10 protein-coding genes are annotated in these 13607 nt (G+C 65.8%); 2 read left to right on the plus strand and 8 right to left on the minus strand.

Features of this window, described 5'->3' with window-relative positions:
• Positions 1-176: 176 nt before the first annotated feature.
• The 8 genes from GM910_RS17405 to GM910_RS17440 all read right to left on the minus strand — a co-directional run bounded on the left by GM910_RS17405 (position 177) and on the right by GM910_RS17440 (position 9030).
• Positions 177-806: a S24 family peptidase gene (locus GM910_RS17405; RefSeq protein ID WP_159589500.1), complete on the minus strand. Its 630-nt coding sequence runs from the start codon at positions 804-806 to the stop codon at positions 177-179.
• 68 nt (positions 807-874) lie between these two features.
• Positions 875-1510, minus strand: a complete 636-nt coding sequence (locus GM910_RS17410) for a 2-hydroxychromene-2-carboxylate isomerase (RefSeq protein WP_159589502.1) — start codon at positions 1508-1510, stop codon at positions 875-877.
• Between the two features lie 94 nt (positions 1511-1604).
• Positions 1605-2150 (minus strand): thioesterase family protein, encoded by a 546-nt coding sequence (locus GM910_RS17415; RefSeq protein ID WP_159589504.1) that lies wholly within the window; start codon positions 2148-2150, stop codon positions 1605-1607.
• A 7-nt stretch (positions 2151-2157) separates the two neighbouring features.
• Positions 2158-4380, minus strand: a complete 2223-nt coding sequence (locus GM910_RS17420; RefSeq protein WP_159589506.1) for a 3-hydroxyacyl-CoA dehydrogenase NAD-binding domain-containing protein — start codon at positions 4378-4380, stop codon at positions 2158-2160.
• Positions 4381-4400: 20 nt separating this feature from the next.
• Complete coding sequence (locus tag GM910_RS17425; protein WP_159589508.1) at positions 4401-5609, minus strand: acetyl-CoA C-acetyltransferase; 1209 nt, start codon at positions 5607-5609, stop codon at positions 4401-4403.
• Positions 5610-5629: 20 nt separating this feature from the next.
• Positions 5630-6802 carry an acyl-CoA dehydrogenase family protein gene (locus tag GM910_RS17430; RefSeq protein WP_159589510.1) on the minus strand — a complete coding sequence of 391 codons (1173 nt, stop codon included), beginning with the start codon at positions 6800-6802 and terminating at the stop codon, positions 5630-5632.
• 74 nt (positions 6803-6876) lie between these two features.
• The gene (locus tag GM910_RS17435; RefSeq protein WP_159589512.1) at positions 6877-8673 is read right to left on the minus strand and encodes an acyl-CoA dehydrogenase; all 1797 of its coding nucleotides are present in this window, start codon (positions 8671-8673) and stop codon (positions 6877-6879) included.
• Positions 8674-8766: 93 nt separating this feature from the next.
• The gene (locus GM910_RS17440) at positions 8767-9030 is read right to left on the minus strand and encodes a hypothetical protein (protein ID WP_159589514.1); all 264 of its coding nucleotides are present in this window, start codon (positions 9028-9030) and stop codon (positions 8767-8769) included.
• On the opposite strand from GM910_RS17440, the gene GM910_RS17445 reads away from it, so the two are divergent.
• Both GM910_RS17445 and GM910_RS17450 read left to right on the plus strand, forming a co-directional pair.
• Positions 9023-12511, plus strand: coding sequence for a peptidoglycan-binding protein (locus GM910_RS17445; protein ID WP_159589516.1), 3489 nt, complete (start codon positions 9023-9025; stop codon positions 12509-12511). The two genes, GM910_RS17440 and GM910_RS17445, sit on opposite strands and share 8 nt — an antisense overlap.
• A 175-nt stretch (positions 12512-12686) precedes the next feature.
• Positions 12687-13607 (plus strand): sulfite exporter TauE/SafE family protein, encoded by a 921-nt coding sequence (locus tag GM910_RS17450; protein ID WP_159589518.1) that lies wholly within the window; start codon positions 12687-12689, stop codon positions 13605-13607.

The following is a 13607-nucleotide window of genomic DNA, read 5'->3' on the forward strand; positions in this document are numbered from 1 at the left end:
CCTTGATGCCAGGCACGAAAGCCTCCCTCCCCCTTGAGGGGAGGGATTGAGGGTGGGGGTTCGGCGAAGCCGAACTAAAGACTCCATGCGATAGCCCTACGTTGAAGGGCCGACGCAAGCGCCAGCCCTCTCCTGAGCTTGTCGAACCACGATGGCGGGATGCCGTTCACCCGCCCTTACTGGCTAGCCCAGACGATCCGGGCAACCCACTCCACATCGCGCCTCGGCAGCACGCGGTTGGGGTGATCGGGATTGAGCGACAGGAGCTCGATCTGGCGCGCCGTCTGGCGCTGCAGAACCTTGGCCATCACCTCGCCCTCGAGGGTCTTGACGACCACCCGATCGCCGTGGCGCACGCGGGCTGTCGGCTCGACCACGAGAACGTCGCCGTCGCGGTAGAGCGGCAGCATGGAATCGCCTTGCACCTCCAGCGCATAGGCACCCTCGCTCACCTTGCCGGGCAGGTCGACATGCTCCCAGCCCTCGCCGACGGGAAAGCCCGCGTCGGTGAAGAAACCGCCGGCGCCGGCCTGGGCGAAGCCGATCAGCGGCACGGTGGCGCGCGCCGGCGTGCCGTCGCCTTCAACCAGCGCCATGAACTCGTCGAGTGAAGCGCCGGTGGCGTCCATCACCTTGGCCAGCGATTCTGTCGAGGGCCAGCGCGGCCGGCCGTCGGCGGAATAGCGCTTGGAACGGTTGAAGGCGGTGGAGTCGAGCCCTGCCTTGCGGGCAAGCCCGGATGCGGACAGCGCGTAACGCGCTGCAAGCGCGTCAATGGCCGACCACACCTTTTCGTGCGAAAGCACGCTATATTCCTCCCGAGAAAGCCGAAACAGGAAAAAATACCTGCCTGGCCTTTCTAATCTCCCAGGGACTACTTGTCCATAAACGGAGCCGCGGAAAATGCCGGCCGCCCGCTTGCCAACGCATGGTCCAGATACTCGATCCGGTCCTGCCCCCAGAAGACCTCGCCGCTCAGCACATAGGCAGGCACGCCCACGGCATCGGCGGCGATGGCCTCTTCCGTGTTGCGGGCGCGGATGGCGGCCATCTCCGGCCTATCGGCCGCCGGCAGGATGGTCTCCGAATCGAACCCTTCCGAGCGAAGATAGGCGGCGAGCACCCCGCGGTCGGAGATGTCCTCCTCATGCACCCACAGTGCGGCGAAAACCTGTGCCATGTAGCCCAGCGGATCGTGGCCGGTCTCCACCAGGGCGATGATCGTGTGGTCCGCCAAAGCGGGGTCCACCGGCCAGTATCTCGGCTTCGGGTTGAGCGGCATGCCGCGGAAATCGGCAACGCGCTGCAGCTCCAGGAAACGGTAGCGCTGGCGCACAGCCGGGCGCTTCGCCGGCGGCACGGCGCCCGAATTCTCGAAAAGGCCCATCAGGCTGACCGGCTTCACCCTGAGCGATACGTCATGCTTTTCTGCCACCGCGCACAGGGCCTTGTGCCCGAGATAGGAGAACGGCGACAGCGCCGTCATGTAATAGTCGATGGTCTTGGACATGGAAGCCTCCGAAACCTGTCCTATTCGTGCGCTCACGCTTTGAACAGCGCCGACGGATCAACATCGCGTGAGGAATGCAGGATACGCGCGATCTTCAGCGACCGTTCTTCGCCAACGTCCTCAACCCCCGATGCGAGGCCATGAAGGTCCGCTCCGCCTCGCTGGGCGGGCGCGGCGGCGCGTCGTTGCCGATCGCGGCCATGACCTCGCCGGCCCCCACGAAACGGCGGCCCTTGAAGTCGTAGATGCCGCCGGTGGTGAGGATGATCGCCGCCGTGCGGCCGTCCTGCAAGAGGAAGCGGTGGCGGCCGATGATCTGCGTGTCCTCCCAGGTCTCGATGCTGGAGACGAGCTCGAAGCGCTGCCACAGGCGGATTTCGCGCACATACGCCACCTGCAGCCCGCCCAGAAGCGGCCCCCAACCGCGTTCCCTCGCCGCCGCCACGAGGCCGCCGCGCAGGAAGATGTCGATGCGCCCCATATCCGCCAGCATCATGTAGCGGGCGTTGTTGAGGTGGAAGTTCATGTCGAGATCGCTCGGCAGGCAGCGGAACGCCAGCCGGCTCTCCTCGCCCACCGTTACGCGGCCGCGGCGCTTGTAGGTCGCCGCGACCTTCAGAAGCCGCATCCAGACATACATGAGCGGATCAGGCGGCCTTCCTCATCTCGCCTGCGCCCTCGGGCGCAAAGCGGGTGTAGAAGGTCTGGCCCTTCTCCGCCATCTCCAGAAGAAGCCTCGGCGGCTTGAACTGCTTGCCGTACTTTTTCTGCAGGCTCCTGGCGAGATCGACGAACGCGTCCGCCCCCATGCCGTCGATATAGGACAGCGTGCCGCCCGTATACGGCGCGAAGCCGAAGGCGAGGATGGAGCCGACATCGGCCTCGCGCGGGTCGGTCACGATGCCCTCTTCCATGACACGGGCAGCTTCGAGCGCGATGGTGGCAAGGAGGCGGGACTTCAATTCCTCGACGTCGATCTTCTCCGGCGCCTGCTGGGGATAGAGGTCCTTCAGCCCCGGCCATAGATGCTTCTTAGCCGGCTTCTCCGGGTAGTCGTAAAAGCCCTTGCCGTTCTTGCGGCCGTGGCGCCCATGCTTGTCGACCATCGCGTCGATCAGCGCCATGTGGCGCGGGTCGACGGCCTTTTCGCCGAGGTCGCGGATCGTCTGCTTCATGATCTTCTGCGCCAGGTCGATGGCCGTCTCGTCGGTGAGCGCCAAGGGGCCGACCGGCATGCCGGCCATCTTCGCCGCGTTCTCGATCATCGGCGCCGGCACACCCTCGATCAGCATGGAATAGGCTTCCTGCATATAGCGCAGCACGCAGCGGTTGACGTAGAAGCCGCGCGTGTCGTTGACGACGATCGGCGTCTTCCTGATGGCCCGCACATAGTCCATGGCGACGGCCAGCGCCTTGTCGCCGGTCTTCTTGCCCATGATGATCTCCACCAGCATCATGCGGTCGACGGGCGAGAAGAAGTGAATGCCGATGAAGCTCCTCGGCCGTTTCGAATTCTTCGCGAGAGAAGTGATGGGGATGGTCGAGGTATTGGAGGCGAAGACGGCGGAGGATTTCAGCACGGCTTCCGCCTTCTCGGTCGCCTCCTTCTTGATGGCCGAATCCTCGAACACGGCCTCGATCACCAGATTGGCGCCGTTGAGCGCGCCATAGTCCGGCGTGGCGGTGATCAGCGAAAGCAGCTTCTCCTTCTCCGCCTCTGTCGCGCGGCCCTTTTTAATGAGCTTGTCCATCAGACCCGCCGAATGCGCCTTGCCCCGGTCGGCGGATTCCTGGTCGCGGTCGATCAGCACCACCGGGATGCCCGCCTTCGCCGTCACATAGGCGATGCCCGCGCCCATGAAGCCGGCGCCCAGAACGCCGACCTTCCGCAATTTCCTGGCAGGCACATCCCTGGGCCGCCGTGCGCCCTTGTTGAGCTCCTGCAGCGAGACGAAGAGCGAGCGGATCATCGCCGCCGCCTCGCGGCTTTGCATGATCTCTGTGAAATAGCGCTGCTCGATGGTGAGCGCGGTGTCGAAGGGCACCAGCAGCCCTTCGTAGACGCATTTCAGGATGGCCGTTGCGGCCGGATAGTTGCCGTAGGTCTCGCGGCGCAGGATGGCGATGGCCGGCGGCCAGAGATTGGCGCCGGCGGCCGAATAGACCGGCCCGCCCGGCAGCTTGAAGCCCTTCTCGTCCCACGGCTGGACCGGCTTCAGCCCGTCCTTGATCATCTTCTTCGCCGCTTCCACGAGCTTCCGCGGCGCCACGACTTCGTCCACCAGGCCCATCGCCTTCGCCTTCTTCGGGCTGAGCGTCTGGCCGGTCGTCAGCATCTGCAGGGCTTCCTGCGGGTTCGCCAGCCGCGGCACGCGCTGGGTGCCACCGGCACCGGGAAAGATGCCGACCTTCACTTCGGGCAAGGCCATCTTCACCTTGTCCGAATCTGCCGCCACGCGCCCGTGGCAGGCGAGCGACAATTCGAACGCCCCGCCCATGCAGGTGCCGTTGATGGCCGAGACCCAGGGCTTGCCGCTGGTCTCTAGCTTCCGCCACAGCCAGCTCATGCGGCCAGCACCGTCGAACAGCAGCTTCACCGCCTTCTCGCGGTCCTTCGCCTTCTCCTTTTCGAACAGCCCCAGCATCTTCTGCAGCATGGTGAGGTCGGCGCCGCCGGAGAAGGTCTCCTTGCCGGAGGTGATCACCGCCCCCTTGATCGCCCCTTCGCCGGCCACCCGGTCGACGATCGCCTCCAATTCGTCCATCACCTGTTCGGTGAAGACGTTCATCGAGCGGTCCGGCATGTTCCAGGTGACGAGCGCAATGCCGTCGGCGTCGGTCTGAAACGTGAAGTTCTTGTAGTCGGTCATCATTCTTCTCCCGCCGCCGTTCAGACCCGTTCGATGATGGTTGCCGTGCCCATGCCGGCGCCGATGCACAGCGTGACGAGCGCGGTGTTGAGGTCCCGCCGCTCCAATTCATCCAGCACCGTGCCGAAGATCATCGCCCCGGTCGCACCCAGCGGATGGCCCATGGCGATGGCGCCGCCGTTCACGTTGAGCTTGTCATGGTCGATGTCGAAGGCCTGCATGTAGCGCAAAACGACCGAGGCGAAGGCCTCGTTGAGCTCGAACAGGTCGATGTCGGAAAGCTCCATCTTCGCCTTCTTCAGAAGCTTCTCCGTCACATCCACCGGCCCCGTCAGCATGATGGCGGGTTCCGAGCCGATATTGGTGAAGCTATGGATCTTCGCGCGCGGCTTCAGCGCCAGCGTTTTGCCGGCTTTCTTCGATCCCAGAAGCACCGCCGCCGCCCCGTCGACGATACCGGAAGAATTGCCCGCGTGATGCACGTGGCTGACGCCTTCGATCTCCGGATAGCGCTGCACGGCCACCGCGTCGAAGCCGCCCATCTCGCCCGGCATCACGAAGGACGGGTTGAGCGAGGCCAGCGACTGCATGTCCGTCGTGGGGCGCATGTGCTCGTCATGGTCGAGGATGGTGAGGCCGTTCTGGTCCTTGATGGGGATGACCGAGTTCTTGAAATAGCCCTTGTCCCAGGCCTTCTTCGCCCGCTTCTGGCTTTCCACCGCATAGGCGTCCACATCGTCGCGGGTAAAGCCGTATTTGGTGGCAATGAGGTCGGCAGACACACCCTGCGGCATGAAGTAGGACGGCAGGCCCACCGAAGGGTCCATGAACCAGGCGCCGCCCGACATGCCCATGCCGACACGCGACATGGATTCCACGCCGCCGGCGATCACGATCTCGTCCGAGCCGCCGGCGATCTTCGCCGCGCCCAGATTGATGGCGTCGAGACCGGAGGCGCAGAAGCGCGAGATCTGCATGCCCGGCGCCTGCGTGTCGTAACCCGCCTCGAAGGCGGCAGCGCGCGGGATGACGGAGCCGGCCTCGCCGACCGGATCGACGCAGCCGAAGATGATGTCGTCCACCTGGCTGGTGTCGACGCCGTTCCTGTCGCGCACGGCTTCGAGCGTCTTCGCCGCCAGCCGCACGGCAGGCACCTCGTGCAGCGAGCCATCCTTCTTGCCGCGTCCGCGCGGCGTGCGCACGGCATCGTAGACATATGCGTCAGCCATTTCTGTCTCCTTCGGTAACCTCAAAGGCTGCGTGCGATCAGCAGCTTCATGATCTCGTTGGTGCCCCCGTAGATGCGCTGCACGCGGGCGTCGCGGTACATGCGGGCGATCGGATATTCGTTCATGTAGCCATAGCCGCCGAAGAGCTGCAGGCACTCATCCACCACCTTGCCTTGCAGGTCCGAGAGCCAGTACTTCGCCATCGAGGCGGTGACGGGGTCGAGCCCGCCGTCGATGTGCCTCGCCGCGCAGTCGTTGTAGAAGACACGGCCGATCGTTGCCTCGGTCTTCAGTTCGGCCAGCTTGAACTGGGTGTTCTGGAAATCGATGACCTTCTGGCCGAACGCATTGCGCTCCTTCACATAGTCGATGGTGAGCGCCAGCGCGCGCTCGGCCATGGCAACGGCGGTCGCGCCGATCTGCAGCCGCTCCTGCGGAAGCTGCTGCATGAGCTGCACGAAACCCTGCCCCTCCTCGGAGCCAAGAAGGTTCGCCGTCGGCACCCGCACGTCGTTGAAGAACAATTCCGACGTGTCGTTGGACTTGAGCCCGATCTTGTCGAGATTGCGCCCGCGCTCGAAGCCTTCCACCTCGTCCGTCTCGACGACGATGAGCGAGGTGCCCTTGGCGCCTTTCTCCGGGTCGGTCTTCGTCACCACGACGATGAGATTGGCGAGCTGGCCGTTGGTGATGAAGGTCTTGGAGCCGTTGAGGCGGTAGTGGTTGCCGTCCTTCTCGGCGCGCGTCTTCACGCCCTGCAGGTCGGAGCCGGCGCCCGGCTCGGTCATGGCGATGGCGCCGATCAGTTCGCCCGTCGCCATCCTCGGCAGCCACCGCCTCTTTTGCTCCTCGGAGCCGTAGTGGAGGATGTAGGGGGCGACGATGGAGTTGTGCAGGGCAATGCCGAAGCCGTCGACGCCGACATGGCTGATCGCCTCGATGATGGCGCTCTCGTGGGCATAGGTGCCGCCCGCGCCGCCATATTCCTCCGGCACGGAGGCGCAGAGGAGGCCGTGTTCGCCGGCCTTCCGCCAGCTCTCGCGGTCGAAGCTCTCGGCCTTCTCGAATTCCTCGTAGCGCGGCTCGATCTCCTCGGCGAGAAACCGCCGCGCCATATCGTAGAGCATGGCGACGTCCTCGCCCGCCCAGGCGGGCTTTGCGGTTCCAAGCACGGATGCGGGATCGGTCGCCATGTCGTTCCTCCTCCTCCTACACCGCTACTTCGGCATGGAACCCAAGAGAACAGGAAAGCCGCCGCAAAGCCAACTCAAAACGCCTCCGCCGGCAGCGCCATCATCGTGTCGGCGCCCGATGAGATGCGGGCGAGGTGGGCGGCCGTCTCCGGCATGACCCGTTCCATGAAATAGCGCCCGACGACCAGCTTCTGTTCCAGGAAGTCAGCACTGCCGTCTGCGCCCGCGGCAAGGCCGTCCTGCGCCACCTTCACCATGCGCCCCCACATGTAGCCGAGCGCGACCAGGCCGAGAAGGTGCATGTAGTCATAAGAGGCGGCGCCCGCGTTCTCCGGCTTCTGCGTCGCGTTCTGCATCAGCCACATGGTGGCCGCCTGCAGGTCGTTCAGCCCTTTCTTCAGCGCCTTCGTGTAGGGCGCCATCTTCTCGTCGGCGCGGTTCTCCTCGCAGAACTCGCCGACCGTCTTGAAAAAGGTCTGCACGGCGCGGCCGCCGTTTTGCGCCAGCTTGCGGCCGACGAGGTCGAGCGCCTGGATGCCGTTGGCGCCCTCGTAGATCATGGCGATGCGGGCGTCGCGCACGAACTGGCTCATGCCGTGCTCTTCGATATAGCCGTGGCCGCCGAAGACCTGCTGCGCGGCTACCGCGTGTTCGAAACCCTTGTCGGTCAGGACGCCCTTGATGACCGGCGTCATCAGCGCCAGGTGATCTTCCGCCTCCTGGCGCTCCTTCTCGTCTTCGCTCCTGTGAGCGATGTCCGACTGGAGCGCCGTCCACAGAATGAGCGCGCGGCCCGCTTCGTTGAAGGCGCGCATGGTCATCAGGCCGCGCCGGATGTCGGGGTGGACGATGATCGGGTCGGCCTTTTTGTCCGTCGCCTTGGCGCCGGAGAGGGAGCGGCCCTGCAGGCGCTCGCGAGCATAGCTTGCTGCGTTCTGGTAGGCCGCCTCGCCGACGGCGTGGCCCTGCATGCCGACGCCCAGCCGCGCCTCGTTCATCATCGTGAACATGGCTTTGAGCCCGCCGTTCTCCGCCCCCAGCAGATGGCCCTCCGCCTCGTCGTAGTTCATGACACAGGTGGCGTTGCCGTGGATGCCCATCTTCTCCTCGATGGAGCCGCAGGAAACGCCGTTTTCCTCGCTGTTGCTGCCGGCACCGTCCACCTTCCGCTTGGGCACGATGAAGAGCGAGATGCCCTTCACCCCCTCCGGCGCGCCCTCGATGCGGGCGAGCACCAGGTGGACGATGTTCTCCGCCATGTCGTGCTCGCCGGCGGAGATGAATATCTTCTGGCCGGAGATCTTGTAGCTGCCGTCGCCGTTGGGCACGGCCTTGGTGCGCAGAAGCCCGAGGTCCGTGCCGCAATGCGGCTCGGTCAGGTTCATGGTGCCGGTCCACGCGCCCTCGACCATCTTCGGCAGCCACTTTTGCTTCTGCTCATCCGTGCCGTGGGCGAGGATGGCGGCAATCGCCCCCTGGGTGAGGCCGGGATACATCATCAGCGCCATGTTGGCGGAGACGAGATATTCGCCGACGGCCGAATGCACCAGATAGGGCAGTCCCTGCCCGCCATATTCGGCCGGGACCGAAAGCCCCATCCAGCCGCCCTCGCAATATTGGCGGTACGCCTCGGCAAAGCCTTTCGGCGTCGTCACCGTGCCGTCCTCATGGCGGACGCAGCCTTCGATGTCGCCGACCCGGTTCAAGGGCTGCATGACGTTCTCGGCGAGCTTCGCGCCCTCGCTGAGGATCGCCTCCAGCACGTCGGGCGAGGCATCGGCAAAGCCCGGCAGGTTGTCGTGGCGTTGGTAGCCAAGAACGTCGCGAATAACGAAGACCGTGTCCTGCACGGGAGCCCGGTAGGTTGGCATGAGGTTCCTCCAGCACGCATCTCAACACCGGCGGCGACGTCCGCCAGCCGGCACCGAAGGGCCTCATATCAAAGTTTGACGTGTGCGTAAACGTCAAACAATGGCCATCCGCCACTGCGCGATCGATATTTCGGTAACAAAGATTAACCGCTTGTTTACCACGATTGGTGAATGTTCTGGCATCGGAACGCCATCATGCTCTGCTTCGCACAGATCTTGGGTTCCGACCGAGGGGGATGCTCTCTGCGGAACCTGCCATCGCCACCGGGCACGGCGGTCCACTGAAATCCCCGCGATATCGTGTTCCACGTGCGGCGAGCCGATCAGCCGCGAAGAGGCGGGCGTTTCGATGAACACCAAGCGGTCCTACCTGGACAACCTGAATGCGGGGCGGCAGCGCAGGTCCGATACCACCCTTGAGGACATCAGCCGTACCCTCGACCAACTGGAAAGACGCCTGGGGCAGAATCCCGAGACCCGCCAGCGCGGGCCCGAAAATGAAAGCGACATCACGCAGCGCATGCAGCGCCTTTCGGAAGTTGCCGCCGAGCCCCATCCCGTAGACCCTCGCACCCATGGCGCAAGCGAAGGCCGTGACGAGTTGCAGCGCATCGCGCGCCAGATCGAAAGTTCCCGCCGTCAGGAAGACCAGCTCGCCTCCATCGGAGGCATAGCGGAGGAGTTGAAGGCGCTGCGTGAAGACATGCGCGCCACGGTCGGCACCGGCCTGCGGCGCGAGTTCAACGCCCTTCGCGAGGAACTGGCGGGCATCATGGCCGCCGCGCCGCAATCGCCCATGACCGCCGAGCTGAACGCGGAGTTCGAGCGACTTTCCAGGGCGACTGCCCTTCTGGCCGAGCGCAGCGACGACAAGAGCACGAAGATGCTGCGGCTGGAGCTGGAAGAGGTCAAAGCTTCGCTCGACAACCTAGCGCGGGAGGAGACCGTACGGTCCCTCGGCAAGCGCTGGGACACCATCGAAAGCCGGCTCTCGTCAGGCTCCGACCCGGCCGTCGAGAGGCTCGGTGCGCGGCTGGAGGAAATCGGGGCGGCGGTCGAGGGCCTGCCCGCGTCGCTCTCGTTGCGCACGCTGGAGGAGTGTCTGCGCACCCTGGCAGGCTCCCTCGACCAGTTCGCCGGGCAGCCCGCCAGCGGCCAGCACGACCTTTACGCCATGATCGAGGAACGCCTCGACGAGATCTCGCGCGCCATCACGGCGTCGGCCGCGCTCGCCCACTCGTCGAGCTTCGACGAAAGGCTGCTGGAGCGCATCGAGGCCCGCATCTCCTCCCTGGCGAACCAGATCAACGAGCTGGCCGAAGACCGCCCGGACGGCATCGTTGCCGAGCGGCTCAACGCGCTCTCCGATCGCATCGACGAGGTCGCCCGGCGCATCGACGTGCCGGAACAGACGGTAGAGCGGCTGGCCGGCACCATCAGCCGGATTTCGGAGAAGCTCGACACGGTTTACCGCTCGGACGACGCTGGCCTCATGGCGGCCATGGATAGCCGCTTCGCGGATCTCGCCGCCCGCATCGACGAGGCGCGCGAGGAATCTGGCGACGGCGCTGCCCTGCGCGCGCTGGAGACGCGGCTGGAGGATCTCTCCGGCCGGCTGCAGAATTCCGCCTCCGCCGGCGTGGGTGTGGACCTCGAAGTGATCCGCAATCTGGAGGCGCAGGTGGCGAGCCTCTCGGCCCACCTCGAGCGCCCCGGCCGCGAGGTTCCCGAATTCGAGGACCTGGCGCCGCGGCTGGAGAAGATCGAGCAGTCGATCGGCGAAAGCCGCGCCGCCATGATCGATGCCGCGCGCCAGGCAGCCGGGCAGGCGGTCCAGACACTGGCTACCGCTCGCGCCGAGCCGCTGGACGACCGTCTGACGGAAGACCTGAAGACGCTGGAAGCGCTGACGCGCAGGTCCGACGAGCGCAACACCAAGACCTTCGAAGCGATCCACGACACGCTGCTCAAGATCGTCGAGCGCCTGGGCTCGATCGAGGCGAGCAAGGTTGCCGTCGCCCGCGCGCCGTCCATCGACCCAGCGGAAGGCCATGAGGACGCGGCCGCGCCGCGCTATCCCGAGCCGGGGCGCACGCCGGCCGAAGCCGCCGCGGCGGCCGCCGAGGCCGCACTGTTCGACGAGGAGACGGACGCTCCAAGGGGACAGCAGAAGCGCTCGATGCTGGGCGGACTTTCGCGTGCCATCGCCGGCAAGCGCGGTCGCGCTGAAGAGAACACTCGCGAGGAACCCGTCCTTGACGACGATCCCGAGGAGGGCGCGCTCGAGCCCTCCCTCGACGAGGAGCGGATCAACGAGCCGTTGGAACCCGGCTCCGGAGCGCCCGACCTCAACTCCATCATGCGCCGCGTGCGCGACCAGCACGGGACCCGCGACGCCGCCTCGGCGGATGCGGCGAAGGCAGATTTCATCGCCGCCGCACGTCGCGCCGCCCAGGCCGCGGCCGCTGAGGCGGAAATCCTGAAAGACAGCCGCGCCGAAACCGCCGGCAAGGGCGGCAAGCTCGGTATCGGCAAAGTTCTCGGCCGCCACAAGAAGCAGCTGCTTCTCGTCGTCGGCACGGCCATCGTGCTCGCCGGCGGCCTGCAATACGCCAGGACGACGCTCTGGCAGGATGGCGAACCGGTGCGCCTGGCGCAGGCGATCGAACCGGCCGACGAGCCCCAGGAGGCCGTGGTGAAGCCGGAGCCGACCGAGCCTGAAGCGGCAGAGCAGCCGGCCGCACCGGTGCGTGTGATCGACGCGCGCGATGAGGCGGGCGAAGACGAAGGGATTGCAACGGCTGCCGTTGCCTCCCCGCACGATCTCACGCCGGTCGCGGAGAGCGAGACGCGGACGGCAAGCCTCGATGCCGTTCTCCCGTCGAGCCTGCCGATGGCCGCGCCGCTGCGGGAAGCCGCCTCCAACGAGGCGGCTGCCGAGCCGGCCGCGCGCGATCTGCCGAAAGTGCCTGAGGAGATCGAGCCGGCGTCGTTGCGCCAGGCGGCGGCGGAAGGCAACGCCGCCGCACTCTTTGAAATCGGTAACCGCTATGCGGACGGAGTGGATGTGAAGGCCGACATGGCGGAGGCCGCCCGCTGGTATGAGGAGGCCGCCGAACTGGGCCTCGCCCCGGCGCAATACCGCATCGGCAACCTCTATGAAAAAGGCACCGGCGTCGAGCGCGACATCGCCAAGGCGAAGACGTGGTACGAGCGCGCCGCCGAACAGGGCAACGCCAACGCCATGCACAATCTGGGCGTCCTCTACGCCATGGGCGCCGACGGCGCGACGGACAACCAGTCGGCCGCGCGCTGGTTCCAGGAAGCTGCCGATCTCGGCGTCGTCGACAGCCAGTTCAACCTCGGCATCCTGGCCGCCAAGGGCATAGGCGTAGAGCGCGACCTGAGCGAAGCCTACAAGTGGTTCGACATCGTCGCCAGGACGGGCGACGAGGATGCCGCCGCCAAGCGCGACGAGATCGCCAAGGCGATGGCGCCGGCCGACCTCGTCAAGGCCCAGGGCAAGGCAAAGCTCTGGAAGGCCCGGCAAGCCGACCCCGAGACCAACACCGTCGACATCCCCCAGGAGTGGCGCACGGACGGGGCTGCCACCGGCAGCGTCGATGCGAAAAGTGTCGACATGAGGAAGGCCATCGGCAACATCCAGGTCATCCTCAACAAGAACGGTTTCGACGCCGGCCCGGCGGACGGCGTCATGGGCGACAAGACGCGGGCTGCGATCAAGGCCTTCCAGAAGGAGAACGGCCTGGCAGTGACAGGCGCCGTCGACGATGCGCTGGTGCGCGCGCTGCTGGCGCGCAACGAAGAGGCGCAGTGAACGGTGCGGCCACGGCATGAATGCGCCGCCGGGCCATTTTCCTGCAAGTTTTCAAAGTTTTCCGCTCCCGCGTGTTTGACTTCGCCGCATTGTGGGCGCAAGAACGAGGGCAACCATTGAGCGTGCGCAACAGACCCGTTGCGCACTTTGTGCATAACAATCCCAGGTGTCGCGGGTGGGCATCTATCTCCCGATCGCGGAAATGTCCGTCAACATGGTGGTCCTGCTCGCCATGGGGGGCGCGGTCGGCTTCCTTTCCGGCATGTTCGGCGTCGGCGGCGGCTTCCTCGTCACGCCGCTCCTGATCTTCTACAACATCCCGCCGGCCATCGCCGTGGCAACCGGCGCCAATCAGGTGATCGCCTCCTCCTTTTCCGGCGCGCTCGCCCATTTCAAGCGCGGCACCCTCGACATGAAGCTCGGCGGAGTGCTTCTCACCGGCGGCGTCGTCGGGTCGTCCATCGGCATCTATGTCTTCGCCTACCTGCGCAGCCTTGGGCAGCTCGACCTCATCGTCTCGCTGCTTTACGTGGCCTTTCTCGGTGCCGTAGGCGGCCTGATGCTGGTCGAAAGCGTGCGCGCCATCCGCCGCGCCAAGGGCGGCCAGGCTGCCACGCTCCGCCGCCCCGGCCAGCACAACTGGATCCACCGCCTGCCGCTCAAGATGCGCTTCCGCGCCTCGAAGATCTTTGTCAGCGTCATTCCGGTGCTGGGCCTTGGCGCCATCATCGGCTTCCTCGCCTCGATCATGGGCGTGGGCGGCGGCTTCATCATGGTGCCGGCGCTCATCTACCTGCTCAAGGTGCCCACCAACGTCGTCATCGGCACGTCCCTGTTCCAGATCATCTTCGTCGCCGCCTTCACCACGGTGGTGCACTCGACGGCCAACCAGACGGTGGACGTCGTCCTCGCCTTCCTGCTCATGGTGGGCGGAGTGGCCGGCGCCCAGTATGGCGCGCGGGTCGGCCAGAAGCTGCGCGGCGAGCAGTTGCGCGCCCTGCTGGCGGTTCTGGTGCTGGCCGTCGCGCTGCGGCTGGCCTTCGATCTGTTCGTGCGCCCGGCAAGCTTGTATTCGCTGGCGACAGGGGCGGTCTGA

Origin of the sequence: Chelativorans xinjiangensis, assembly GCF_009812055.1 — a bacterium.
Lineage (GTDB): Bacteria > Pseudomonadota > Alphaproteobacteria > Rhizobiales > Rhizobiaceae > Chelativorans > Chelativorans xinjiangense.